This is a genomic window from Collinsella sp. 4_8_47FAA, from assembly GCF_000763055.1.
Taxonomy (GTDB): Bacteria; Actinomycetota; Coriobacteriia; order Coriobacteriales; family Coriobacteriaceae; genus Collinsella.
The window spans coordinates 525890-551939 of record NZ_KN214134.1 but is presented as its reverse complement, the minus strand read 5'-3'; the positions used below and the strand labels follow the sequence as shown (position 1 = coordinate 551939).

The following is a 26050-nucleotide window of genomic DNA, read 5'->3' as shown; positions in this document are numbered from 1 at the left end:
CATAGAATCGGCCGATTATTAGACGAACTTTTAGGACGAAGGGTCCGTTTAGTAAATATTTATTCCTCATTTTTATTAAGCGTGTGGATTAACTACTGTCAAAAAGGCAAAGCCAGCCGCTCGAGCTACCATCTACGGCTGAACAAGTGCTGAATACTCGCGATTTTGCACATCGAAACCAGGGGGACCCGCCCAAAGAGCGTCAATTAGCAGCGAGGAACGCCCTATTCGATGCCCTCGAGAAGCTCTGACACCGTCATACCGAGTGCGGGCGCGATCTTAAATAGAACCTTGAGCGTGAAATTTGCCGTCCCATCTTCGATTCGGTCGAGGTAGGGTCGGCTGATTCCTGTCGCCACACAAAAATCAACCTTGGAGATACCAAGGTCCCTGCGTGTCTCTTCGACCCGCCTGCCAAGAATCTGTTTCGCACGTTCGTCCATGCAGCCGAGTTTGAAATGGAGCCGAACATAAACGTAAACTATAGTTTACGTTTTGCCGAATACACAGGAGTTTTCTATGTCGGGTTCTTCGGTCCGCATGTACCGAGCCACGCCTCGCACAAACAGCGCGCCGCCCAAGCTCGTCGTCGTTGAAGCAGAATGCCTTTCGCCCGATGAGCGCACAGCATTTGCATTGCTATCAAGTCGCGTCGTCGCCGTTCTGGTCCCTTGCCCGGCGCAAGGTGAACTTGCCATCCAATGCCAAGCGCACAGCTGCTCGCTCAATCAGGCTGCCGTAATCGCAACCAGCCAACGCGGCCTGCCGCTCCTTTTAGAAGCCGGCATCGTGCTCGCCCTTCGTGGCGCCGGATACGAAAACGAGGCCGCCGCCGACATGGTCTTTAAACCACGATCGAGCGGCGGCCTCGCAGCAGCCATTGAATATGCGTGCAGACTCGTTGCCTAAAAGGACAAGCTAGAAACCAAAGCCAAAGCCCGTTCCGGTAATCGCCGAGTACATAAAGTAAACGTTAACCACGTTGAAGAACACGCCCGTGATACAGCCGTTGCGCAGGTAGCGCTCGCACACGATGCGCGCCATGGCGGCGGAGTCATCATTGTTTTTAGCCTGGCGTCCTGCCGTAAAGTACGTCGCCACGCTCAGCAGCAGGTTGAGCACCGGCAGTGCCAGCAACTCATAGCTCTTGCCCCAGCGCGTCGCCTCGCCGGCGGCATTAAACTTTGTTGCCACCTCGGGACCAATGTTGGGGATAACACACGCTGCAACCACCAGCGGAATCACCGCAAGCACCAGCAGCGCGATGCCCATGTAGCCGGCTTTTTTTCCATATTTAAACATGCGCGTCGTCCTTACACGTTAAAGCGGAAGTGCACGACGTCGCCATCGGCCATGACATAGTCCTTGCCCTCAATACGCAGCTTGCCGGCGGCCTTGGCGCCCTGCTCGCCGCCGAGCTCGATGTAGTCGTCGTAGCCAATAACCTCGGCCTTAATAAAGCCGCGTTCAAAATCGGTGTGGATGACGCCGGCGGCCTGCGGGGCGGTCGCGCCCTGACGCACCGTCCAGGCCTTGACCTCCATCTCGCCGGCCGTAAAGAACGACTGCAGGCCGAGCAGCTTGTAGGCAGCCTGCGCGAGCACGTCCAGGCCGGGCTGCTCCAAGCCCAGGCTCTCCAGGTAGTCGGCGGCGTCCTCGGGATCGAGCTCGGAAAGCTCGGCCTCGATCTTGGCGCAGATAGGCAGCGGCTTGACGCCGTCGATGGGGGCCAGATCGTCGTTGAGCATATCCTCGTCCACGTTGGCCACATACAGGATGGGCTTCATGGTGAGCAGGAACAGGCCCTTGGCGGCGGCACGCTCCTCATCGGTCATCTCCATGGATGCGGCGCGCTTGCCCTCGTTGAGCCAGGCAAGCAGGCGCTTGGCCACCTCGAACTTGGGCATGAGCTCCTTGTCGCGCTTGGCCTCCTTCTCGAGCTTGGGCAGCTGCTTCTCGAGCGTGCCCATGTCGGCCAGGATAAGCTCGGTCATGATGGTGTCGGCATCGCCGGCGGGATCGACGAACTCGCCCGTGCGGCCCACCTCACGCATGACGTTGGGGTCCTTAAAGTAGCGTACGACCTCACAGATGGCATCGGTCTCGCGGATGTTTGCCAAGAACTGGTTGCCCAGGCCCTCGCCCTCGTTGGCACCCTTCACCAGGCCCGCGATGTCGACAAACTCGACCGTCGCCGGCACAATGCGGCCCGGGTTGACGATGTCGGCAAGCTTTTGCAGGCGGCTATCGGGCACATCGACGATACCCACGTTGGGGTCGATCGTGGCAAACGGGTAGTTGGCGGCAAGGCCGGTCTTTTTGGTAAGCGCGGTGAACAGCGTCGACTTGCCCACGTTGGGCAGGCCCACGATACCGATGGAAAGGGACACGACAGCTCCTTTTAGTACAGGTACTTCAAACTGTATAAGTATAGCGCCGCCGCGGTGTCCGGATTCGCCCGGATGCTGCGGCGGCGCAAATGAAGCAGAGATAGAGCTCGCTGACTAGTCCGCGAGCTTCTCCACCTGATCGAGCATCTTGTCAAGCTTGGCCTTTGCCTCGGCCTTGGCCTTCTGGGCCTCTTCGTGGGCCTTGGCCTTCTGAGCGGCCTTTTCCTCGGCCTCGGGGTCGACAACGACCAGATTGGACGCATCGTGCTCGACCAGCTTGAGCGCATGCTCGGGGCACACCTTGACGCAGGCTCCGCAACCTAGGCAATACGTGGACTCCAGTGCAAAGCGACCGCTTCCCACCAAATCGCAGGCAAACGTGGGGCACACGTTGACGCAATCGCCGCATGACGTGCACTTGTCAAAATCGCATTCCGGTGTGCTCACCTGCATATTCTGGGCAAGCTCGGGGTGGTTCTGCAGCGTCGAGAGCACCAGCTGCCGCCCGTGCGTGAGCGAACGGCGACGCTTGGTCGTCGTGGTGCCGCACATGGTGTTGAGCGTGCGCTCGAGCTGCGTGATCTGGTGACGGTGAGCCTTCAACTTCTGCGTCACCGAGGCCAGCGCCGCCGTCGCCGGATTGAGCTTGGTCACCGTCAGGCCCGTGGTGCGGGCAATCTTATCCATGTACTCCTTGCGCTCGTACTCGCGGCGCTTATGGCATTTGAGGCTCTTGGGGTCGACCTCCAGGCCCATGCCCGTACCCGCCCACTCCTCGGCGGTAGCAATGGCCTCGCCCAAAATGTCCTCGCCACCGGTGTTGCGGCACTTATCGCACACGCCCAGTGGCAGGTAGACGCTCACGTTGGGATAGTCCGCCAGTACCGAGAACCAGGTCTCGGCCGTAATATCGCCCACGCAGGCAACGACGACCTCGTTTTCGCGCGGCATGCGCTTGAGGGCGCGTGTGCAGGTGACGTAGGCGGTCTCGTGGCTCGTAGCAGCGGAGACGATATCGTCATACAGGTTTTTAGGCGCCAGGCGCGGCGAGATGATCGCCTCGGTCGGACAGGCAGCGGCGCACAGGCCGCACTTGCGACAGGAGTCGAGGATCTCGATGGCGTCTTCCTCGACCTCGATAGCGTTGACCGGGCACACGTCCATGCACGCGGCGCAACCGCTCTTTTCGTTTTTGCAGGTCAAGCACGGAATGGTGTTGCCGCGCGGACGCTCCTTGTAGTCGGCAGGATTCCACTGCGGCGCCGACGGATCGAGCGCGTCGGTCACGCCGCCAAGCGGGTTTTTAAGAAAGTCGAAACCCTTGCTGATCTCGATAATGTCATCAAACAGATCGTGTTCCTGCGCCATGCGCGGCCCCTCCCTGAGCAGTGCAAACAAGCAAGAGATAATGATACGCCATCGGCCCACGCCTCGGGTAAATTACACGCGGCGCATCTTTGCGGCAAATAGCCCATGGCTTATCGCCGCCCCGATTGCACAAGGTCGATCAAGCGCCAAGCTATGCCTCGCACATGAGCTGCACGAGCTTCTGTTTGGTCACCTTGGCCTGCTCGTTGGCCATGTTACGCTCGTTACTAAAGACCGCATTTGCAACACCTTGCAGGTCGACATCGGAAATCTCGCTGCACGGACCGTCATAAATCTTAAAGAACGGCTCGCTTAGATCTTCGCCCAGAAATCCATCGACGATCTGTTTGCACAGTCGATCCTCGGTGCCTTGGTCAAACAGGACATAGGCGGAGCACCCCAGCCATGACAGAAATCTGCCTTGACGCGAGAGCTCTCCCGGCCCCTGAACATACCGGCCCGGACCGCCATAAACCATGGGAGCGCCATACGAGAATCCGCCCTTCATCAAACAACGATTGGCGCAAAGTAACCTGCCCTCTGCACCAACTTGTGCATTGGAGACAGGCCACTTTGCACCATAGCAAAAAAGGGGCAAAGCCATCTGTCGGCTTTGCCCCTTCCTTACCTAAGTTTACTCATCCATGAGATAGTAGTGGCCCAGTGCGTCTGCACCCAGAATGGCGTTTGCGACCATCTCGGGCGTCACCTCAAAGGGCATGTTGCACATGGTGTCCTCGGGCGCGCAGGCGGCCTCGGCAACAATCATGGCCTGCTCGCGCGTAAGCTCGGCAACGCCAAGTTCCTTCATCGTGACCGGCAGGCCCAGCTCAATGCAGAAGCCCAAGACTTCCTCGAGCTTCTCGGTCGGGGCATCCTCGAGCACCAGCTGGACGATGGTGCCGAAGGCGACCTTCTCGCCGTGATACATGCCGTGGCACTCGGGCAGCATCGTCAGGCCATTGTGGATGGCATGAGCAGCAGCAAGGCCCGAGCTCTCAAAGCCAATGCCCGAAAGCAGCGTATTGGCCTCGATGATATGCTCGACGGCAGGCGTGAGCGCACCCTTCTCCAGCGCGACCTTGGCCTTGACGCCATCGGCCATAAGCGTCTCGTAGCAGAGCTTGGCGAGCGCCAGGCCGGCCATGCCGCCCTTGCCGCCAGCGCAGGTGCCGCCGTCGGCATCGTGCGTCGCCTGGGCCTCGAAATAGGTTGCGAGCGCATCGCCCATACCGGAAACCGTCAGGCGCACCGGGCTCGCCGCGATAACCGTCGTATCCATAAGGACGATATTGGGGTTTGCCTTAAGGAAGAGATACTTGTCGAACTGGCCGTCATCGGTATAAAGCACCGAAAGCGCCGAGCACGGTGCATCAGTCGAGGCGATGGTGGGGCAAATGATAACCGGGGACTCCAGGTAATAGGCGACAGCCTTCGCGGTGTCGAGGATCTTGCCGCCACCGACGCCGACGATGATGTCGCAACCGTTGTCACGAGCGAGCGCAACCAGGCGATCGACCTCGCCCTTGGAGCACTCACCGTTAAAGTCCTCAAACAGCAGCTCGGCCTTAGCCTCGGCAAAGCCGCCCTCGATCTTGGCGCCGACGCGCTTCTTGCCCGAAGGCGTCACGATGACGAGGGCCTTAGCGCCGAGCGGCTCGACATAGGAACCGAGCTTGGCCAGCTCGTCCGGACCCTGGATGTACTTGCTGGGGCTATTGAAAATTGCAGCCATAACTATCCCATTCTCTAAAAAAGAAAGGGGCTCCGTACGGATACGTGCGGAGCCCCTCGTTACGATAACAAGAGTCGATTAGAAATCGATGTCGGTGTCGTAGTAGCAGGCCTTGAGGATCTTCTCGAAGTCGGCAGCCTTGGTCTCACGCGGGTTCTCGGGCGTGCAGGCGTCCTGCTCGGCGTTCGCGGCGATCTCGGGCAGCTTGGCGAGGAACTCCTCCTCGGAAACCATCTGCGGGTTCTCGGCGTCGACCTTCACGCCACCATTCGCGTAATCCTTGATGGACTGCGGAATGTTGAGCTGGTCGTTGAGGTCGCGGATCTTCTGGACGAGCGCAGCGATGAGCTCCTCGTTGGTCTCGCCGGGAAGGTGCAGGATCTCCTTGGCCACGTAAGCGTAACGCTCGGCAGCACGGGGATCCTTGGAGTTCCACTGGATGACCTTGCCCAGGTACATGGCGTTAGCGGCACCGTGGATGATGTGGCCGTTCTCGAAGGCAGCACCGGTCTTGTGAGCCATGGAGTGAACGATGCCGAGCAGGCCCGAGGAGAAGGCGATACCGGCGATGCACTGAGCCTCGTGCATGTGCTGACGGGCCTCATGGTCGCCAGCATAGGACTTGGGCAGCCACTCGACGATCTCGCGGATGCCGTGCAGAGCGTTGGCGTCGGTGAACATAGAGGCGCAGGTGGAAACGTAGGCCTCCATGCAGTGGGTCAGAGCATCCATGCCGGTGTGAGCGCACAGCTTGGCGGGCATGGTGTAGGTGAGCTCGGGGTCGACGATGGCGACATCAGGGGTGATGTTGAAGTCGGCCAGCGGGTACTTGATGCCCTTGGCGTAGTCGGTGATGACGGAGAAGGCAGTGACCTCGGTAGCGGTACCGGAGGTAGAGGAGATGGCGCAGAAGTGAGCCTTCTGACGCAGCTCGGGGAAGCTGAACGGCTGGATGATGTTATCGAAGGACTCCTCGGGATACTCGTAGAAGACCCACATGGCCTTAGCGGCATCGATGGGCGAGCCGCCGCCGATGGCGATAATCCAGTCGGGCTCGAACTCGCGCATGGCCTCGGCGCCCTTCATGACCGTCTCGATGGACGGATCGGACTCGACGCCCTCGAACAGCTTGACCTCGAAGCCGCCCTCTTTGAGGTCGGCCTCGACGTCCTGCAGGAACCCGCCGCGACGCATAGAGCTGCCGCCAGAAACGATGATGGCCTTCTTGCCCTTGAGGTTCTTCACCTCGTGGCGAGCGCCCTCACCAAAGTACAGATCGCGAGGATTGGTAAAACGTCCCATACTGTGCCTCCTAAACAAGCCCCTCTTAGACTTGCGTATATAACGGAGCACCCAATTGGCTCCGTTAGGACCGGTTTGCGCGTTGCCGGCGATGACAATGCGCGATGTCTAAACGTCTCAACGCTCAGACAAACACTATTTTACCGTTCTGGTTGGTCAGTTATTCACCTAAAGCCGCCAATGATGAAACGTTTTTTCTATCCCTGAAGACCCTTGTGCGGCATTCATACTCCCAAGCTGGGCAAACGTTTTATCAAGGTTGACTACATATCCTGGGCAGGACGGTGCCCCTCCAAAATATGCACCGTTCGCCGCCAAAAATCGACCGTTTGCGGCACCGTGATACCACTCGGTCGTCCAAGGTGCCGACATTTGTGCGACATCCGTCTTCGTGGTGCAAAGGTGCAAGTCCAAGTGCGGCACCCCCGGTGTGCCACATGCGGGTAAACTAGAACCTTATATAGAAACATTTGAACCCTAACCGCAGCAAAGGAGGCCCCATGGCATTCGATCCCATTCAAGAGGATTGCCATCGCCTCGTTCTTGAGGCCTTGCGCCGCGACAATATCCCGCTCACCGACGCTGCCGCCGTAGAGCGTCTGATGGAACAATTCACCCGCAACCCCGCACCGCTCATCGTGCACGACCGCGACCGCGCCGGGCACCTCATTGCCAAGGTGGTCGAGGCTGTCGACTACCGCATTCCCTTTATCCCTGACGATACCCAGGCAGAGCAAGAAGAGACAGCTGCCGAGAACATGCTCCGCGAGGCGGCCGCACTCGATCCGGCCAACTGGGACGCTCAGCGCATGCTGACGGCACTCACCGCCGAATCCAACGAGGAATACGTACAGTACCTGGTGTCCAAGTGCGATGAGGTCGAGCACGACCTAGCGCTCAAAATCGCCTCGGCCCAGGACCCCTACGAGCGCGAGGCCGCAGGCGACCTTACGCGCCGCCCCTATCTGCGCTGGCTTGCCGCCTTGGCATCGCGCGCCCTCATTAGCGGCCGCTATCGCATGTCGCTCGAAGCCGCGAATCGCAGCTTGGACTTTGCGCCCAACGACCCCGCTGGTGTCCGCCACACCGCGATGCTCGCCATGGCAAAGCTCGAATACCCCGCCGAGGAGCTCAAGCGCTTTCGCTCCGCACACTCCGTGCCGTACCTCGCGAATACCCCACTGCGCCGCCGCCCCAAAGATGCGGAGCGCGACTTGGACCCGTGGACGCTCATCGCGCTGATGAGCACGGCTTGGCGCGAACTGGACTACGAGGGCGCCGAGCACTACCTGCGTATCCTTGTGCGCTCGTGTCCGCACGCAGCCGAGGCACTCTACTTCCAAACCGAGTTTCCCGATGGCGTCTATGCCCGCGTCAACGTGGGTGTGGGCTCCACCGACGAGCTTGTCCTTGCGCTGTCCGAGGCGACGCCGGTACTGCAGGAGGGCCTGGGCGCCCCCGACAACGCCAGCTTTGCCGCCTGGGTCGCCACCAACGACATCGTGCGCTCCCAAATCGATGAGCGCATACTGCGGGCGGCCGAGCAGGGTTTGCCGTTTAAGGGAGGAGACCTCTAATGGATCCGAGCGTCTACATCCCCGCCTACCTGGAGCGCGCCTACGTTGCGTCGCACCCCGAACTCACCGATGCAGCACGCGAGCTTGTCCATAACGACGTGAGCGTCAACCCTCATAAGTATGCGCAGACCGAGCATGCCCAGGCACTGCTGTCCTATGCCGGCGTTCATCGCCACCTGCTCGACGAGCTCCATCGCATCGAGGACATGGGCAGCGACGAGGAGTTTGAGCAGACGCGCAACCGCCTGTTCGACGATATGCGTGATGAGCTGCTCAAGATCGTCCGCATCGATGCGCATGTCCTCGATGCCCAGCTGCTCGCCATCATTTTGGCGGACACGCCCGTCGACGCCTGCCTGGGCGATCTGATGAAGCTCGAGGCGACCACGGCCGATTACCTGCAGCAAAGCGTGCCCGGGTTCGACATGGAAGCCCCGCACTACTGGGCCAATAATGTTTTGGCCGATGGTGTCACCGCAGCAGACCTTACCGTGAGCGAGCCGGCTCTTATCGGGTGGCTTCACACGCTCGAGGCCATCTCGCAGCTGTGCATGGCGAGCGCCCGCTACCGCGCTGCCGCCAACTACGCCCGCCGCGTCCTTAAGGCAGAAGGCTATCCCACCCGAGCCGCAGGCACCGTGCTGCTCGCCCTCGCTCGTCTGGAAGACGAGGACGGCTTTTTTGCCCTGGCCCACCAGCTCGAGGAAGAGATCGGGGCTGACGCGCTTGAGAACTCTCCTTGGTATCTGCTCGCCCGCACGATTCTGCTGTTCAAAACAAACAAGATGCGCCCGGCGACACGCGCGCTGCGTGAGTTTGCCAACCGTTGCGAGGGCGGTGCGTTCTTCTTACTGAACCCCATGTACCAGACACCGTACCTTCCCTGCCGGCCCGAGCCACACGATCCCTGGGATCTTTCGCACCAGGCCGTTTGGGAAGCGGACGGTATTATCTCGGACACTCCCGACTTTGCCCCCTGGGCCAATGCCTGCGAAGACGTGTCGCAGCTTGCCCAGGAATTTGCGCGCCGCTACGGTTTTTAGTGACGCACTCGACCCGACCATGTCGTTTACGTTAGGAACGGTTTCATGAACCTCCGCTCATCTCTTGCCTGCACCTCGAGCGATATCGCCCGCTGGGGGCTGCGCTCCGTCCTTAAGCGCCAGGGTGGCGTACTCCCCGGCCGTATCGCCATGAAGATCGACCCCGAGTTGCTGAGCGACCTCGCGGGCCTTGTCGACCGCAGCGTGGTGATTACGGGTACTAATGGCAAGACCACCACCTCCAACCTCATCGCCGACGCCGTTGCCGCCAGCGGCGCTACCGTGGTGTGCAACCGTGCCGGCAACAATATGGAGCCCGGTGTGGTGGGTGCTCTGCTCGAGGCCCGCAGTGGCCTTAAGCACACTGACAGCGGCAAGCGCGTGGGCGTTTTTGAATGCGATGAGCTCTACACCGTGCGCGTCCTGCCCAAGCTCAAGCCGACGTACTTTGTGCTGCTCAACCTGTTCCGCGACCAGCTAGACCGCTACGGTGAGATCGACCACACCCAAGACGTTATCGCCCATGCGTTGGAGCTCTCTCCGACGACAACGCTCATCCACAATGCCGACGACCCGTTGTGTGCCTCGATTGCCGCGCGCGTTCCCAACGCGAGCATTGCCTTTGGCATCGACGGCGCCACCAACACCGAGTCCGACCGCATTAGCGACTCGCGCTTTTGCTCGCAGTGCAACGCGCCGCTGGAGTATGACTACGTGCAATACGGCCAGCTTGGCGCATACCATTGCCCCTCGTGCGGTTGGGCACGCCCCGCACTGGTCCGCCGTGTGACGGGCGTGAAGCTCGGCTGCGACGGCTACGGCTTCGACCTGGTCTTTGGATCTGCGCCCGACGCGGCTGCCGTACACATCGCCACACGCTACAACGGTCTGTACATGGTCTATAACGTTGCCGCCGCCTTCTTTGCCGCACGCGAGTTGGGCGTGGACACGGCGTTTCTACAGCCTACGCTCGATGCCTACGTCCCCGCCGGCGGACGTATGGGCCGCTGGGAGATCGCCGGCCGTACCGTCGAGGCAAACCTGGCCAAAAATCCCGTGGGCTTCGATCGCCAGATCCAGTCCATTAAAACGGCAGGCGGCAGGCTCTGCGCCTTCTTCCTGAACGACAACGACGCCGACGGCCACGATGTCTCGTGGATCTACGACGTCGACTTCGAGCGCATCGCCGACACACCGGGTCTTGTCGCCTTTGCCGGAGGCACGCGTGCGCACGACATGCAGGTACGCCTCAAGTACGCCGGCATCGATGCCGCGATTATCTCGGACGTCGCGCAGGCAATTGGCGCCGTTGCGGATGAAGCCGCAGGCGACACTTTCTATGCCGTCGCCAACTACACGGCCTTCCCGCCGCTGGTCAAAGAACTCGATGGGCTGAAGGGTGCCGATGCAGCCACGGTTGCTGCCCGCGCTGCAACGTGTGCCGATGGCAGTGCCGTCCCCGTCGGCATCGCGCCAGTCGAGCTTTCGCGCCCGCTGCGCATCGTCTACCTGTACCCCGATGCCCTCAACCTCTACGGCGACGGCGGCAACGTTATCGCCCTCGAGCGTCGCTGCGCCTGGCGCGGCATCCCCGTTCGCGTGGACGAGGTCCGTATGGGCGAGTCACTCGATCTCACCGGTGCCGATATCGTCATGATGGGTGGCGGCTCCGACCGCGACCAGCTAGCCGTGGCACACGAGCTGCTCGCCCAAAAAGACAAGGTCGCATCCTATGTTGAGGATGGCGGCTCGCTGCTCGCCATCTGTGGCAGCTATCAGCTGCTCGGCCGTTCGTACTATATGGGCGAGGATCGCATTGAGGGTCTGGGGGTCATTGCCGCCGAAACCGTACGCGGCTCCGACCGCCTGATCGGCAACGTAGCCGTCAAAACCGACCTGGCACCTGAGCCCTTTGTGGGATTCGAGAACCATGGCGGCCGCACGCTTTTGGACGCCGATGCCACGCCGCTCGGAACGTCCGTCGTCACGGGCACCGGCAACAACGGCGACGATGGCTTTGAGGGCCTGATCTACAAGGGCGTCATCGGCACGTACCTGCATGGCCCGGCGCTGCCCAAGAACCCCGAGCTCGCCGACTGGTTGATCGCCCATGCCCTCGAGCGCCGTGGCGATGCACAGGCCGCCGCCCTGCTGCCGATCAAGCCCCTCGACGACACCTACGAGCACGCCGCCCACGACGCCGCCATGAAGCTCCTCCCCTAGCACCTCACCACCACAAAGGGGACAGGCACCTTTGTGGTGGTTTTGACCCATCCCAGCGGTTTGTCTCAATCTGTAACATCTAGACCGTTAAAAGTCGTCTTACTGTTACAGAATGAGATGTTCGTCCCGACGCCTGCCTTTTGTCTCGATCTGTAACAGCTAGAGCCGATTTGCCCGCCCAGATGTTACAGATTGAGATGTTTGAAGATCGGGATAGAGAGCCAGCTCCTATGTGGTGGTTTTCCAGTTTGCCAACGATATACGCGCCGGCAAAAAAGTCTGCTATACTCTTTCCCGCTGTCCCCATCGTCTAGCGGCCAAGGACGCCACCCTTTCAAGGTGGATATCGCGGGTTCGAATCCCGCTGGGGGCACCATTTGAAACTAGAAGCCCGTTGCCCTCGCGGTGACGGGCTTTTTTGCTATCCATGTGCCGGGATTCGAACCCGGCAGGGTGCGGAGCTGAGGAAACGCGCAAGCGTTTTCCAGCGCAGCACGCAAGGAGCGGAGCGACGCGGCGAAAGCGGGCGGCGCCAGCCGCACGCGGACATCCCGCTGGGGGCACCATTTTAGATGTGAAGCCCGTTACCCTCGCGGTAGCGGGCTTTTTGCTACCCATGCGCCGGGATTCGAACCCGGCAGAGTGCGGATCACGGCATCATCGCAAAGCCTGTGGGCAAAAAATAGCAAATATGAGTACTGTTACCAATTTAGTAACAGCGATTTCATGCCATCAGAAGGCGATTTAGACGCCAGGCGTCCTACGGCGGAAGAATTGCAGACGTTTATCGGCTAAGTACTTGTACATATGTTGCGTAACACTACATATTTTGCAAATAAATAATGCTACAGGACTTGTGACAGTACTCATATTTGACGTTTTTTGTCCACAACCCTTTATACCTAGGCAAGTCGGCGGCAAAACGGGCTTCAAAGCGTCCTTCGCAAACAAAAAGCCGGGGCCCGCGCGATGCGGGCCCCGGCTCAATACCGTGACGATATGTCAGTTACGTTCTACACATAGAACAGAATGTCGTCGTAGGTCGGAACCGGCCAGTAGTCGGCGGCCACGATCTCCTCCATGGCATCCACGGCGGCGCGCAGCGTATCCATAGCGGGAACGACCTCGTGTGCATACACATTGGCCTGTTCCTGGCCATCGAGGGCCTCGGCCTTCTGATGCACGGCGTCGAGCGCCTTAATGGAGTCGTTGATGGCAGTGATACCGTTGCAGAGCTTGTTGAGCGTATTCTGCTCGCACTGCATGGCGGCCTCGGCGCCGGCGGCGCGAATAGTCTCAAGGCCCTTAGCGACCTTGGTGGCATAGGCGGTAATGACCGGGCGATAGGTACGACGCGCCTCGCGAACCATCGTGGTAGCCTCGATGTTCATGAGCTTGTTGTACTTCTCGAGCTTGCAGTCGTAGCGGCACTGAGCCTCGGCCTTGGTCAGGACACCCGTCTCCTCGAAGAGCGCGATAGCCTTATCGGAAACAAAGGCGGGCAGGGCATCGGCCGTGGTCTTGTTGTTGGCAAGGCCGCGCTTCTCGGCCTCAATGGGCCACTCGTCGGAGTAACCGTCGCCGGAGAACAGGATGCGCTGGTGATCGGTCAACACCTTCTTGCAGTACTCGAGCGCGGCATCCTGGAACTCATCCTCGGGCGTACCCTCAAGCGCGTCGGCGAAGGACTTGAGCGACTTGGCCACGGCGGCATCGAGCACCAGGTTGGAGTCGGAGACGTTCTGCTCGGAGCCGCAGGCACGGAACTCGAACTTGTTGCCGGTGAAGGCGAACGGGGAGGTGCGGTTGCGGTCGGTGTTGTCCTGCATCAGCTTGGGCAGAGTATCGGCGCCCAAGTCGAGCACGCCGCGCGTGGCATGGACGGAAGCCTTGCCATCGATGATCTTCTCGACGACCTCGGTAAGCTGGTCGCCCAGGAAGATGGACATAATCGCCGGAGGAGCCTCGTTGGCGCCCAGACGATGGTCGTTACCGGCCGAGGCAACGGAGGCACGCAGGAGCTCCTGATAGTTATCGACGGCCTCGATCACCGCGGTGAGGAAGACGATGAACTGCAGGTTGTCGAGCGGAGTGTCGCCCGGATCGAGCAGATTCTCGGACTCGGTGCCAAGCGACCAGTTGTTGTGCTTGCCCGAACCATTGATGCCCTCAAAGGGCTTCTCGTGCAGCAGGCAGACCAAGTCGTGGCGGGAGGCGATGAGCTTCATCTTCTCCATCATGACCAGATTCTGGTCGATGGCCTCGTTGACTTCGCCATAGACGGGGGCAAGCTCATGCTGGCAGGGAGCAACCTCGTTGTGCTTGGTCTTGGCGGGAATGCCAAGCGCCCACAGCTCATCGTCCAGATCCTTCATATAGGCCGAGACGGTGGGGCGGATAGCGCCAAAGTAGTGCTCCTCGAGCTCCTGGCCCTTGCAGGGAGCGGCGCCAAAGAGGGTGCGGCCGGTAATGACCAGGTCCTTGCGCTTGCGGTAGGCGTCCTTCTTGATCAGGAAGTACTCCTGCTCGTCGCCCACGGAAGGAACGACCTTCTTGGGGGTCTTGCCAAACAGCGCCAAAACGCGCTTAGACTCACGCGAGAGCGCGGTCATGGAGCGCAGCAGCGGGGTCTTCTTGTCCAGGGCCTCGCCCGTGTAGGAGCAGAAAGCCGTGGGGATGCACAGGACATCGTCCTTGATAAAGGCGGGGCTGGTGGGGTCCCAAGCGGTGTAGCCACGGGCCTCGAAGGTAGCACGCAGGCCGCCGTTGGGGAAGCTGGAGGCATCGGGCTCGCCCTGGATGAGGTTCTTGCCCGTAAACTTGGTAATGGCGGTGCCGTCGTGGTTGGGCTCCAGGAAGCTGTCGTGCTTCTCGGAAGTAATGCCCGAAAGCGGCTGGAACCAGTGCGCGTAGTGCGTCGCGCCCTTGGAGATGGCCCAGACCTTCATGGCATGGGCAACGGCGTTGGCCACATCCAGGTCGAGCGGCTCACCGCCCTCGAGGGTTGCAGCAAGGCGCTTCCAAATGTCCTTGGGGAGGTAGTCCTTCATGACTTCCTCAGAGAACACCATGGTCCCGAAGCGGTCAGTAAGATCGGCCATACGGAACTCCCTTCGTATCGGCACCGCGTGAGAAGCGGTGTTGATTACTAACGAACGAGTCATAGCTTAGACTCGCCGTGTTTCCGCGACATTACCGTTATGTTGCTGTCGCGAAACCAATCAATGAGGTTACCCTATCGAGGCGGCGTTGCCACCCTCAACAGCCAATCAACTGTATAAATAGCAGACCTCTCTCCATGGTTTAAGGGTAGTCAATTTGGGATGGAGCTCTATTAACTGGTATTTTGCATCAGATACCAGTCTTTATAGTCCGTGCCTAGATTAGCCGCTCTGTTATAGAGAAAGCCGATAGCAAGGCATCTTTGATTGGTATCCTCAAATAGCGAGTGAAACTCCACCGTGGCACAGTGGTGCTGTAGAATCCTTACAACACATCACACTATTACGTATCTAGAGGAGCACGATATGCGCGTCGACGAGGTTTTTAAGCAGGCAGCATCCCAGGGCACCGCACCCGTTTCGTTTGAGATGTTCCCGCCCAAGGGCGAGCTGACCCTCGACACGGCTCGCGAAGTGGCAGGCAATCTGTGCAAGCTTTCGCCGAGCTTTGTCTCGGTCACCTGCTCGGCTGGCGGCTCGGGCAACGGCGCCACCACCGCCCCCATCGCGCATATGATTACGAGCGAATTCGATACACCCTCGGTGGCACACCTTACCTGCGTGGGCCGCTCGCACGCCGATATCGCCGCCAAGATCGACGAGTATCGCACTACCGGCGTGGAAAACATCCTGGCCCTGCGTGGAGATCTCCCTGCCGGCGCGACCGAGGACGACAAGCCCGCCTCCGACTACGCCTACGCCCGCGACCTCATCCCCGAGCTCGTCGACGCCGGCTTTTGCGTGGGCGCCGCAGCCTACCCCGAGGGCCACATTGCCTGTGAGGATCTCAACCTCTCGGTCGAACACCTCAAGCAAAAACAGGACGCCGGCGCGAGCTTCTTTGTGACGCAGCTCTTCTTTGATAACGAGTGCTTCTACCGTTTTCGCAAGCTTGCCGACAAGGCCGGCATCACCGTGCCCATTACCGCGGGCATCATGCCGTTTATGGGCAAGTCACAGATCAGCCGCATGGTCTTTATGTGCGGCGCGTCGCTGCCCTCCCCCGTCATCAAGATTCTCGCCAAGTACGAGAATGACCCCGAGAGCCTGCAGGCAGCTGGTGTAGATTATGCAGCCCGCCAGCTTTGCGACCTCAAGGAGCACGGCGCCGACGGCTTGCACCTGTACACTATGAACCGTCCTGCGATCGCCGCGACCATTATGGAGCGCCTGGGGTAATGGAAAAACCGCACATCGATACAACCACTGTCGAAGTGCCGGCCGACCTTGCGTCGCCGGCGCTCTACCGTGTCGATGCTGCGCACCATCCCCGTGTCGACCGTGCCGAGATGCTACGGTATCTGGGTTACGGCGGCCAGCAGATTGAGCCCGAACTGTCACGACGTATTGAGCTTGTCGTTGAACGTCTGGAACTGGACATTGAGCCCCGTGGCGTGCGCCGCGTATTTGCCGTCGATGCCACGAGCGTGGACGAGCAGGGCAAGCCTTGCATCCGTCTGGTCGGCACCAATGTTGAGCTGCGCGGTCGCGATATCTATCGACATCTTAAGGACGCCCGTATGGCTGCGCTCATGGCATGCACCCTCGGCATGGACGCCGAGCGTCGCCTGCGTACCACGGGAGCCCAGCAGCCCCTGGAGGGAGCCGTACTCGACGCCGCATGCTCTGCCTATGTAGAAGCCGCCGTCGAGCAGATGGACCAGCAGGTCAAGACTGCGGCCGCCGCGCACGGACTCGCCGGTAACTGGCGCTTCAGTCCCGGCTACGGCGACTGCCCGCTTACGGCACAGCGCTCGATCGTGGCCGCACTCAACGCCACGCGGCTCATCGGGCTTACCGTCACCCCCACCAGCCTGCTCATGCCCACCAAGAGCGTGACCGCGGTGATCGGCCTGTTTGATGGCGAGGTCCACGACGCCCAGAGCCGCCCCACCTGCACTATCTGCCGCATGCGCGAGCACTGCCGCTTCCGCGCCGCCCACACCACCTGCTATTCCAGCCATTAGGAGCTCATTGATGTTTACTCCGCTTATCACTCATGATCTGGATGGTGCCGCGCTGGCGGCGCCCGTTGATGCCGCACGCCGCAATGGCGCTGTTTACAAGACGCGCACGATCGACGACCTTCGCATTAAGGACGATCGTCTGCGCGCTGCCATCGAGGGCACGGGGCATCTATTGTTCGACGGCGGCATGGGCACCATGTTGCAGGCCGCCGGCATGAAGGCAGGCGCCCTGCCCGAGCTGCTCAACTTTGAGGAGCCCCAGGTCATTACCGATATTCAGCGTCAGTACGTCGAGGCCGGCTGCGACGTGATCACCGCCAACACCTTTGGCGCCAACGCCCACAAGCTCGACGGTGCCGCCACCGTGGCAGACGTCTTTGCCGCGGCCGTCACCTGCGCCCGCGAGGCCTGCGCCCGCTACGTCGCCGGTGACATCGGCCCCATCGGCGCGCTGCTTCGCCCCTTGGGCACCCTCAGCTTCGACGAGGCCTATGACCTCTTTGCCGAGGAGGTGCGCGCGGGCGTCGCCGCGGGCGTGGACCTCTTTATTATCGAGACCATGACCGACCTTGCCGAGATCAAGGCGGCCGTCCTCGCCTGCCGCGAGAACTCCGACCTGCCCGTCTTTGCCACTATGACCTTTGAGGAAGACGGTCGCACGTTCCTGGGTACGAGTCCCGAGGTGGCCGCCATCACGCTCGATGCCATCGGCGCCGACGTCCTGGGTATCAACTGCAGCCAGGGACCGGCCGAGCTCCGAGGGCTCGCCGCACGCATGCTCACCGTTACCGATAAGCCCGTTATGGTGCAGGCCAATGCAGGGCTCCCCCGTGTGGACGACGACGGTAACACCGTCTTTGATATCCAGGCCCCCGAATACGCCGAGGCCGTCGCCGGCATGATCGAGGACGGCGTGAGCGTTGTGGGCGGCTGCTGCGGCACCACGCCGGCACACATGGCCGCCCTGCGCACGCTTATCGACAACCACACGCCCAGCCCGCGCCACCGCAAGCCCAGCATGTCGATCACGAGCGCCCAGACGGTCGTGGACCTTCCCTGTGACGGTCACAAGATCGCCGTCATCGGCGAGCGCATCAATCCCACCGGCAAAAAGCGCCTGCAGCAGGCCCTGCGCGACGGTGACCTTGACTACGTCGTAAGCCAGGGCATCAGCCAGCAAGAGCAAGGTGCCGATATCCTGGACGTCAACGTGGGCCTGCCCGAGATCGACGAGGTCAAGATCATCCAGCAGGCCACCGAGCAGCTCCAGGGTTCCACGCTCCTGCCGCTGCAGATCGACTCCACCGACCCCGCAGCCGTCGAGGCCGCCGTGCGCCGCTACGCCGGCAAGCCCATCATCAACTCGGTCAATGGCAAACAGCAGATCATGGATGAGATCTTTCCGCTAGTCGCCCACTACGGCACCAACGTCGTCGGCCTCACGCTCGACGAAGGCGGCATCCCCGATACCGCCGAGGCTCGCTTCGCCATCGCCGAGCGCATCGTGGCCGAGGCTGCCCGCTACGGTATCGGCCCAGACCGCATCCTCATCGACTGCCTGGTCATGACCGCCTCGACCAATCAACGCCAGGCCGAACAGATCCTGCGCGCCATGTCCCTGTGCAAGGAGCGTCTGGGCGTCAAGTGCGCGCTCGGCGTGTCGAACATCAGCTTTGGCCTGCCCGCCCGCCCGTTGCTGGGCTCGGTCTTTTTGGCCGCCGCCTTCGGCGCGGGCCTGGACGCCCCCATCATGAACCCGGGCTCCAAGCGCTTTATGGACACCGTTTACAGCTATCGCGTCTTGAGCGTTGAGGACGAGGGCTCGACCGGATACATCGAGCGCTACGCCGGCTGGACCGATCCGTACAAGATCGCCGCGAACCCGGCGGCGGCCCAGGCGGTATCGACCGACGCCGCGCCCGCTGCTGGCACCGCCGGCACCGACGGCACCGACGACCCGATTCGTCGCATGGTCGTCTCGGGCCGCAAAGGCGAGATCGCTGCCGAGACTGAGCGTCTGCTGGCAGACCACGACGCCATGGACCTCATCAACAATCACTTTATCCCCGCCCTCGATGAGGTTGGCGTCCTCTTTGACCAGGGAAAGTTCTTCTTGCCGCAGCTCATGGCCTCGGCCGAGGCGGCACGCGTGGGCTTTGACACCATCAAGCGCCTGATGCCCGCCGGCGAGATTGCCGACAAGGGCAAGATCTGCGTGGCCACCGTCAAGGGCGATATCCACGACATCGGTAAGAACATCGTCAAAATGCTGCTCGACAACTACGGCTACACCGTCTTTGACCTAGGCCGCGACGTCGACCCGCAAGAGGTGCTCAAGACCGTACAGGAGCGCGACATCAAGCTCGTCGGCCTTTCGGCGCTTATGACCACCACCGTCGTGGCCATGGAAGAGACCATCAAGCTGCTTCATGCCGAGGTGCCGGGCGTCAAGATCATCGTAGGCGGTGCCGTGCTCACCCCCGAATATGCTAAGCAGATCGGCGCGGACTACTACGCCAAGGACGCCGCCGAAAGCGCTCGTATCGCCGAAGAGGTCTTTGGGCAGTAACACAACGGAAACAACCGAGCACCAAAACGTGCCGCACGCGCCACTTGGCACGTGCGGCACGTTAGAATAGATAAGACTATGCTCGTTTTGGCAGATAGGAGCGCAAGGATGGCGATCACGCCCGCAGAAATCGCGGAAACCCGCGGCATGGTTGAGGAGCAGAACCTCGACATCAGGACCATCACCATGGGTGTTTCGCTCATGGGTTGCGGCGACGAGAACCTCGACCGCATGTGCACGAAGATCTACGACCACGTGACGCACACGGCTGAGCACCTGGTCGAGACCGCCGAGAACCTCGAGCGCGAGTACGGTATCCCCATCGTCAACAAGCGCGTTTCCGTCACCCCGGTGGCGCAAATCGCCGCATGCTGCAAGGATGAGGACCTCACCCCCATCGCGCACGCCCTCGACCGCGCGGCCGAGACACTCGGCATCGATTACCTGGGCGGCTTCTCCGCACTCGTCCAGAAGGGCATCGGCGACGCCGACCGCCGCGTCATCCAGTCCATCCCCCAGGCGCTCGCCACCACCAGCCGCGTCTGCTCCAGCGTTAACGTCGCCAGCCTGCGCGCCGGCATCAACATGGACGCCGTGCTTATGGCCGCCCAAACCATCATCGATGCCGCTAAGCTCACGGCCGACCAGGATTCCGTCGGCGCTTCCAAGTTTGTCTGCTTTGCCAACATGGTCGAGGACTCCCCGTTTATGGCGGGCGCCGTCCACGGCGGTGGCGAGGCCGACGCCGTCATCAACGTAGGCGTTTCGGGCCCCGGCGTTATGGCCGCAGCCCTGGAGACACTACCCGATTCCGCATCGATGATGGAAGTCGCCGAGAAGATCAAGCAGACCGCCTTTAAGATCACCCGCGCCGGCGAGCTCATGAGCCGCGAGGCCGCCCATCGCCTGGGTGTCGAGAAGGGCATTGTCGACCTGTCGCTGGCTCCCACGCCCGCCATCGGCGACTCCGTCGCGCGCATCCTCGAGATCATCGGCGTGGGCACCTGCGGTGGCCCGGGCACGACCTGCGCGCTCGCCATGCTCAACGATGCCGTCAAGAAAGGCGGCGTCATGGCCAGCTCCAGCGTGGGCGGTCTCTCCGGCGCCTTTATCCCCGTGTCCGAGGATGCCGGCATGATCGCCGCCGTCGAGGCCGGCGCGCTTTCGCTCGAGAAGCTCGAGGCCATGACCTGCGTGTGCTCCGTTGGCCTGGACATGATCGCCATCCCCGGTGACACCCCGGTCGAGACCATCGCCGGCATCATCGCCGACGAGATGGCCATCGGCGTCATCAACAACAAGACCACGGCCGTGCGTGTGATTCCCGCCATCGGCAAGGGCGTGGGCGACTGCGTCGAGTACGGCGGCCTGTTTGGCCGTGCACCCATCATGCCGGTGAACCCCAACGCCGGCACCGTGCTTGCCCACCGCGGTGGTCGATTCCCGGCACCGCTGAACTCGCTGAAGAACTAGCTGAGGGGGACTGGCGAGGAGCCCCGGGGAGGGCAAATATATAAGGTCGCCTGCTCGGACAGTCCTGACTCGCACGGAGAGCACATTAAGTGCTCTCCGGCTCGTGCGGAACTCGCGATCGACCTTATATATTTGCCCTCCCCGGGGCTCCCGCACAACGGGACCTCAGTTAGGTTCTATCCCGGTTGCAGTTGCTTCGCTCCTGCACCACTTGGCTGGTGCGGCGATTTGGCGTTGGAACGGTTCTTTTTCTGATATATGCTGGTTGCGGCTCTTCTTTTGGGAGGAGTCGCTTTTTTGTTGCTAGGAGGTTGGCCCGTGGTTGATGGGGAGAATCGTTCTGAGCTGCTTGCTGCGGATTGGAATGGCGAATGGATGCGTCTGCAGGCCGCTCGGCATCGGGCTGATGATTCTTTTGAGTGGGATAAGCGGGCTCGGCATTTTCGTCCGTTGGAGACTGCCCCATATGCTCGGGATTTTATGAAATTGCTGGCGCTTGAGCCTGGTGAATCGGTGCTGGATATGGGATGTGGGGCTGGGTCGATTGCTATTCCGCTTGCGCAAGACGGGCATCCCGTGATTGCCGCTGACTTTTCCCCTGCCATGTTGGGCACCCTTGATGCTGGCATTGAGTACTATGGGCTCGAGGACCTGATTACGCCGCTTGAGCTTGCTTGGGACGATGATTGGGATTTGGTTGGGCCGGTTGCCAAGACTGTGGATGTTGCCTTTGCCAGTCGTTCCGTCACCACCAATGACCTAAAAGGCGCGCTTGCCAAGCTCGACCGCACGGCTCGCCGGCGTTGTGCCGTCACGATGGTCGCCAACTCCAGCCCGCGCTATGACCTGCACGTGATGAACGCCATTGGCGCCTCGGTTACCTGCAGTAATGGCTTTGTGTATGCCTTTAACATTCTCATTCAGATGGGTGCCCTGCCGCAGGTTACGTACTTTGAATCGCCTCGTCGCGACACCTTCGATAGCCTTGAGGCGGGCGTAGCGGACTTCTCCCGTATGCTCGAACATGGCAACGAGGATAAAATCGACCGTCTGCGCAACTACATCGCCCAGCACATGGTCGAGAATCCCCATGCCGGCGAGCCGGGATCCAAGGGCGTGCCGCAGGGGCGCTATATGCTCGACCATATCCGTAAGGTCCGCTGGGCCTTTATTGCCTGGACGCCAGTTTCTGCGAACCGCCTGTAGCCCAATTGCACCCGCGCCGCCTACCCGCTTGCAGCCCGCGCCGTCCGCCAGTTCGGCATCCGCATTCTTTGCGAACTGGGCAAACGTGCTCCACACCGCGCCGTTCCTGCGCTATCGTGGGACAGCTCACGTAGATTAAGGCCCCGTCGCGGGGCGCCCCATACATAGAAAGCGAGAACCCATGGCACTGACAGGAGCCCAGGTCAAGCAGCTTCGCAGCATGGCCCATCACCTCAACCCCGCCATCATCATCGGCAAGTCCGATATCAACGAGGGCACCGTCGAGCAGACGGTCGCCTATCTGGAGAAGCATGAGCTCGTTAAGTGCTCCGTGCTGGACGGCTCCAGCCTTTCTGCCCGCGAGGCCGCCGAGGAGCTCGCCGAGCGCTGCCACGCCGAAGTCGTCCAGGTCATCGGCCGCAAGTTCTCGCTGTATCGCGAGTCCTCGCGCAAGGATATCGAGAAGATCAAGCTCGTCTAAGCGCTCACGCATCGTGCGCCTGCGGGGCGTCCGGGTTACCCGGACGCCCTTTTTTATCGCACGACGGCCATGCGCTTAAGTCTGCCTTCGACCAAGCGCTCGTAGAGGCGCCGCGTCTCGGGCTCGGGCACGCCCGCAATCTGCTCTTTTAGATGGTGGACGTGTCCGCTGTACAAATCGATGATGTCACGGCGGCGACCCGCGGCGTTGTAGACGCGCATGGCACAGCGGACCATATCCTCGCGCGCCGTTTCCTGGCGAAGCCCCGCTTCGACCAGCCATATCGCCGACTGCAGATCGTTTTCCTCCAAGGCCTCGTTTGCCCCGCGAATCATGCTGTCGATAAACTTCGATTGCATAATGTGACGCATACGCACGAAATACGTTGGGTTACAGCCATTGGGAATATAGAGCGAGCCTGCATAGAGCTGCTCGACCTTTAGGCACAGCTCCACCAGGTGAGGTCCGCGCGCTCCCCCACGGTTTCCCAGAATCTCCCGGGTCATCTGCTCAAACAGCCGCACGTCGGTCTTAACGTAGTCACCGTTGAGTCCAATGCACTCGTTTTGAATGAGCACGCACGACTTGCCATCGGGCGTCGGCCCCAAGGCCGAACGCAAGCGCGATATCGTCGAATATAGGTTATTGCGAGCACGGTTGAACTCGGCATGGGGCCAAAGCTCCATGGCCAGAGTCTCGCGATCGACCAGCGCATCCATACTTAACGCAAGGCGTTCCGCGAGCGTTGCCGCCTTCTTGCGACGCCACATCTTGTCGGTAATGGGAAACCCGTCGCGCTCGGCACGAAATGCCCCAAACATACGAATCTCGATATGCTCGATCGTGTTGACGGCCTCGACCTCTTCAACCTGAAACAACCGCTCGCGCGCTTCGTCCAAATCGCCGTGTAGCGTGTATTTCGAAAGCTCGTGCACCGGAAGCTTTTTGCGAATCCTTGCACCAGGCTCGCCAAGACAATGCATGGCAAGGCGTGCAAAGAGCCGATACGACGGCTCCAGCATCCCCGGGCGGTTCATGGACATCCACGCCGCCAAATCGCTATCACGGCCCGCAGAGGCCAAGTGCAGCGCCACCATCCACGCCTCCGAGCCACGAACCTGCGTCTGGCTTATATCGAGTAGCTCCGCCTCCTCGCGCACCGTCATCATCGATGTGTTTCGTAAAAATGCCACGCGCTCCAGCAGCAGCGCGTTATCTCGCATATACGTTGCCGTTTCGTCAACAAGCTTGAGCACCTGGACGGCGCGGAACTTTGCGTTGACGGGGCGCCCCTCGGACATCGATTGCCACCCTTCGAGCAAAAGCCCAAAGAGCTGAAGCCGGTTGTCGCGTACGCGCACGGCAAAACGGTCGATCTCGCTAAACGCCGCTTCGTCGGTCACCGGCAAGCCGGCAAACAGGCGGCGCGCCGCCAGCACCATGCGCACCCAAATCGTCAGTGACCTCAGGCTACGGGCATCGAGCGCCTCGACCATCAGGGCAAGCTCGTCATCGCGCGCATCGATTCCCGCAAACGAACCGTCAAAAAGCTCCACCAGCATCCGGTCCGCCCGTATAAATAAGCCGGCGACATCCAGCTCGCAATCATACGCCCCATACTTCCTGAGCCCATCAAATGCATCGCCCACGTCCGCACATTCTGCCAGGCGGCGCTTTATCTCGATGTGCGCCGACAACATGTCGAGTGCGTCGCAGGAAGCCACGTGATCAGGAAACGAAAGCGTCGCAGGCAGCCCCAGCCCGCTTTGCCCGTAGCAAACGATGGTAAACGCCTGCGCCACTTTCCAAGAAAGCGGATCGATCTCCTGTGCAGCGCGCTCGCCCGCTCGCTCGATAACAGCTGCCATACATCGGGCAAGCTTGGCGTTGGAAATGCTTACCGCCGACAGGTACACGCCGAGAGCCTCGGACAGTGTCGGCTCGTACGACAATCCGTCGGCATTCATTGCCCCCAGCACCGCGCGGCAAACGTCAGCCCCATGTCCAGTCAAGGCCAGATCGACCCCATACTGCCCGGCAAGTTCGAGCACGACATTCCGGTCTAAAAAGGCGTCCGCCAGATCCATTGCCAAGTCGCACCGGCCCGCCTTGATTAAAATGCGGGCCGCACGCCGTATAAGTTCGGGGCTGATCTCGGCAATCAGTTTGCGCAGCCTAAGCCGCGCATTGCCCTCCGTTCCCATGCAGACAAAACTTCGTTCGGCAGGGTCAATACCGAATATGGGATAGTCGCGAACCAGATACGATTGGTCGACCATCGAAAGCCGTACACCGCATGCCTCGAGCTCTGCAATATTACCCTCGCCCATTAAAACCATAAGCCCCGCAACGTTAAACAGCGTGTTGTTCTCGAGAGAGGCCAAGTCGGCAAGTACCGCGCCGTATACGTTGACAATCTCGTTTTCGAGCAGTTGGGCGACGTCGCCCTGGCCATACAGCCCTGTCTGCAGCGCCGAGACAAGCTCGGGCACACCTTGCGTGAGCTGATAAAAATCGAGCGAGGTGCTAATCGAAAACGCCGAAGCCCAAGCCGAATACTCATAGGCATGCACCTTGAGCATCTGCGCGTTGACCTTTACCGAATCTCCCAGCCCGTGGATAAGCAGACGATTTGACGGACGGCATGTAAGAAGAATGCCCACCCCCGCTGCGCGCAGGCCGCGAATCATATCGATAAAGTCCTCGGTATCGCGCTGATCAAGAACCGGCACGTTATCGATTGCTATAAGCGAGTGCGGCTTGTCTTTGAGTTCCTCTGCAACCACCTCGAGCTGCATGAACACCTCGCGGCCAATGGCCCGGTCGGCCTCGATAACTCGCACCGACCCTCGCGTACCATCGCCTTTGGCCTCGCGAACATACTGCATCAGCACAGAAGTCTTACCAAACCCATCGGGCGCGTAGAGAAGCACGATTCCGGCTTGGCGGCCCTTGATAACCAGCTCGTTCATCAGCCGATCGCGGCGAATCATATAGCTCCCGCCTATCGACATCACTTCGAGGTCGCTCGTATTACCCAGATCTTGCACCATACCCGCTCCTCAACTCGACCACATGGATACCGTAACCGCATGACCACATCCACCACCCTATGAATAGCGTGGCACCATGTTTTTGGCTGCTCGTCGGTACGCATTCGGCAAGTTTTTGTACAGCGGGCACTGCTCGTTGTTTTTCCTTCGACAGATGACTGTTTATGCAGGTCAAATAGCTTGCTGAAATGTCCCATCTATTTAGCAGTCTACCGTAACGAAAGCGTTTTATTTGAGTTGCGCAACTCGCCTATTCACCGCTACCGCCTGCGACTATTTGGTGGTAATTTTGCATAGAATATGCTATTAAATGCATCATTCTATCTAGCGTGCACACGGTGCGCTTTTTGATAAGGATTGTTTCGCATGTGGTCTATGCTTATGGGCCGCGTAACGACCTGTCGCTTGCCCAGCAAAAAGGCCCCCGCAACGCGGAGGCCTC

At 60.5% G+C, this 26050-nt stretch carries 19 protein-coding genes and 1 tRNA gene; 11 read left to right on the top strand and 9 right to left on the bottom strand.

Features of this window, described 5'->3' with window-relative positions; all coding sequences use genetic code 11:
• Positions 1-224 precede the first annotated feature (224 nt).
• On the bottom strand, positions 225-443 hold the full coding sequence (locus HMPREF9463_RS11545; RefSeq protein ID WP_035136926.1) for a helix-turn-helix domain-containing protein: 219 nt from the start codon (positions 441-443) through the stop codon (positions 225-227).
• A gap of 76 nt (positions 444-519) precedes the next feature.
• Between HMPREF9463_RS11545 and HMPREF9463_RS02495 the strand changes: the two genes are divergently transcribed.
• Positions 520-909, top strand: a complete 390-nt coding sequence (locus HMPREF9463_RS02495; protein WP_035136925.1) for a hypothetical protein — start codon at positions 520-522, stop codon at positions 907-909.
• Between the two features lie 9 nt (positions 910-918).
• Here HMPREF9463_RS02495 and HMPREF9463_RS02490 read toward each other — a convergent pair whose 3' ends face one another.
• From HMPREF9463_RS02490 to HMPREF9463_RS02465, 6 genes are all read right to left on the bottom strand, one after another.
• The gene (locus HMPREF9463_RS02490; RefSeq protein ID WP_035136923.1) at positions 919-1302 is read right to left on the bottom strand and encodes a DUF1648 domain-containing protein; all 384 of its coding nucleotides are present in this window, start codon (positions 1300-1302) and stop codon (positions 919-921) included.
• A gap of 11 nt (positions 1303-1313) precedes the next feature.
• Complete coding sequence (ychF, locus tag HMPREF9463_RS02485) at positions 1314-2390, bottom strand: redox-regulated ATPase YchF (protein ID WP_035136922.1); 1077 nt, start codon at positions 2388-2390, stop codon at positions 1314-1316.
• 114 nt (positions 2391-2504) lie between these two features.
• Complete coding sequence (locus HMPREF9463_RS02480) at positions 2505-3758, bottom strand: 4Fe-4S binding protein (protein WP_035136920.1); 1254 nt, start codon at positions 3756-3758, stop codon at positions 2505-2507.
• Between the two features lie 151 nt (positions 3759-3909).
• A complete protein-coding gene (locus HMPREF9463_RS02475) occupies positions 3910-4362 on the bottom strand; it encodes a glycerol dehydrogenase (protein ID WP_147330582.1) in 453 nt (150 codons plus the stop codon).
• Positions 4363-4392: 30 nt separating this feature from the next.
• On the bottom strand, positions 4393-5493 hold the full coding sequence (locus HMPREF9463_RS02470; protein ID WP_035136918.1) for a glycerol dehydrogenase: 1101 nt from the start codon (positions 5491-5493) through the stop codon (positions 4393-4395).
• Positions 5494-5571: 78 nt separating this feature from the next.
• A complete protein-coding gene (locus HMPREF9463_RS02465) occupies positions 5572-6795 on the bottom strand; it encodes an iron-containing alcohol dehydrogenase (protein WP_035136916.1) in 1224 nt (407 codons plus the stop codon).
• 500 nt (positions 6796-7295) lie between these two features.
• Between HMPREF9463_RS02465 and HMPREF9463_RS02460 the strand changes: the two genes are divergently transcribed.
• From HMPREF9463_RS02460 to HMPREF9463_RS02445, 4 genes are all read left to right on the top strand, one after another.
• Entirely contained in the window at positions 7296-8372 is a 1077-nt protein-coding gene (locus HMPREF9463_RS02460; protein WP_035136915.1) for a tetratricopeptide repeat protein, read from the top strand.
• Complete coding sequence (locus HMPREF9463_RS02455) at positions 8372-9415, top strand: hypothetical protein (protein ID WP_035136913.1); 1044 nt, start codon at positions 8372-8374, stop codon at positions 9413-9415. Before HMPREF9463_RS02460 ends, HMPREF9463_RS02455 begins: the two co-directional genes overlap by 1 nt.
• Positions 9416-9460: 45 nt before the next feature.
• Positions 9461-11638, top strand: a complete 2178-nt coding sequence (locus HMPREF9463_RS11295; protein ID WP_035136912.1) for a MurT ligase domain-containing protein — start codon at positions 9461-9463, stop codon at positions 11636-11638.
• Positions 11639-11937: 299 nt separating this feature from the next.
• Positions 11938-12014 (top strand) — tRNA-Glu (locus tag HMPREF9463_RS02445).
• A gap of 637 nt (positions 12015-12651) precedes the next feature.
• Here HMPREF9463_RS02445 and HMPREF9463_RS02440 read toward each other — a convergent pair.
• Positions 12652-14739 carry a glutamine synthetase III family protein gene (locus HMPREF9463_RS02440; RefSeq protein WP_035136911.1) on the bottom strand — a complete coding sequence of 696 codons (2088 nt, stop codon included), beginning with the start codon at positions 14737-14739 and terminating at the stop codon, positions 12652-12654.
• A 426-nt stretch (positions 14740-15165) separates the two neighbouring features.
• Here HMPREF9463_RS02440 and HMPREF9463_RS02435 point away from each other — a divergent pair, with 426 nt between their 5' ends.
• The 6 genes from HMPREF9463_RS02435 to HMPREF9463_RS02410 all read left to right on the top strand — a co-directional run bounded on the left by HMPREF9463_RS02435 (position 15166) and on the right by HMPREF9463_RS02410 (position 22555).
• Positions 15166-16038, top strand: coding sequence for a methylenetetrahydrofolate reductase (locus HMPREF9463_RS02435; protein ID WP_035136910.1), 873 nt, complete (start codon positions 15166-15168; stop codon positions 16036-16038).
• Entirely contained in the window at positions 16038-16826 is a 789-nt protein-coding gene (locus HMPREF9463_RS02430; protein ID WP_035136909.1) for a hypothetical protein, read from the top strand. Before HMPREF9463_RS02435 ends, HMPREF9463_RS02430 begins: the two co-directional genes overlap by 1 nt.
• A 10-nt stretch (positions 16827-16836) precedes the next feature.
• On the top strand, positions 16837-19395 hold the full coding sequence (locus HMPREF9463_RS02425; protein WP_198019897.1) for a homocysteine S-methyltransferase family protein: 2559 nt from the start codon (positions 16837-16839) through the stop codon (positions 19393-19395).
• A gap of 108 nt (positions 19396-19503) precedes the next feature.
• Positions 19504-20868, top strand: a complete 1365-nt coding sequence (locus tag HMPREF9463_RS02420; protein WP_035136908.1) for a PFL family protein — start codon at positions 19504-19506, stop codon at positions 20866-20868.
• A gap of 480 nt (positions 20869-21348) precedes the next feature.
• Entirely contained in the window at positions 21349-22074 is a 726-nt protein-coding gene (locus HMPREF9463_RS02415) for a methyltransferase domain-containing protein (protein ID WP_148334139.1), read from the top strand.
• A 181-nt stretch (positions 22075-22255) separates the two neighbouring features.
• Positions 22256-22555: a YhbY family RNA-binding protein gene (locus tag HMPREF9463_RS02410; protein ID WP_035136905.1), complete on the top strand. Its 300-nt coding sequence runs from the start codon at positions 22256-22258 to the stop codon at positions 22553-22555.
• A gap of 53 nt (positions 22556-22608) precedes the next feature.
• Here the strand turns inward: HMPREF9463_RS02410 and HMPREF9463_RS02405 are convergent, their stop codons facing one another.
• Positions 22609-25608 carry an AfsR/SARP family transcriptional regulator gene (locus HMPREF9463_RS02405; protein ID WP_035136904.1) on the bottom strand — a complete coding sequence of 1000 codons (3000 nt, stop codon included), beginning with the start codon at positions 25606-25608 and terminating at the stop codon, positions 22609-22611.
• Positions 25609-26050 lie beyond the last annotated feature (442 nt).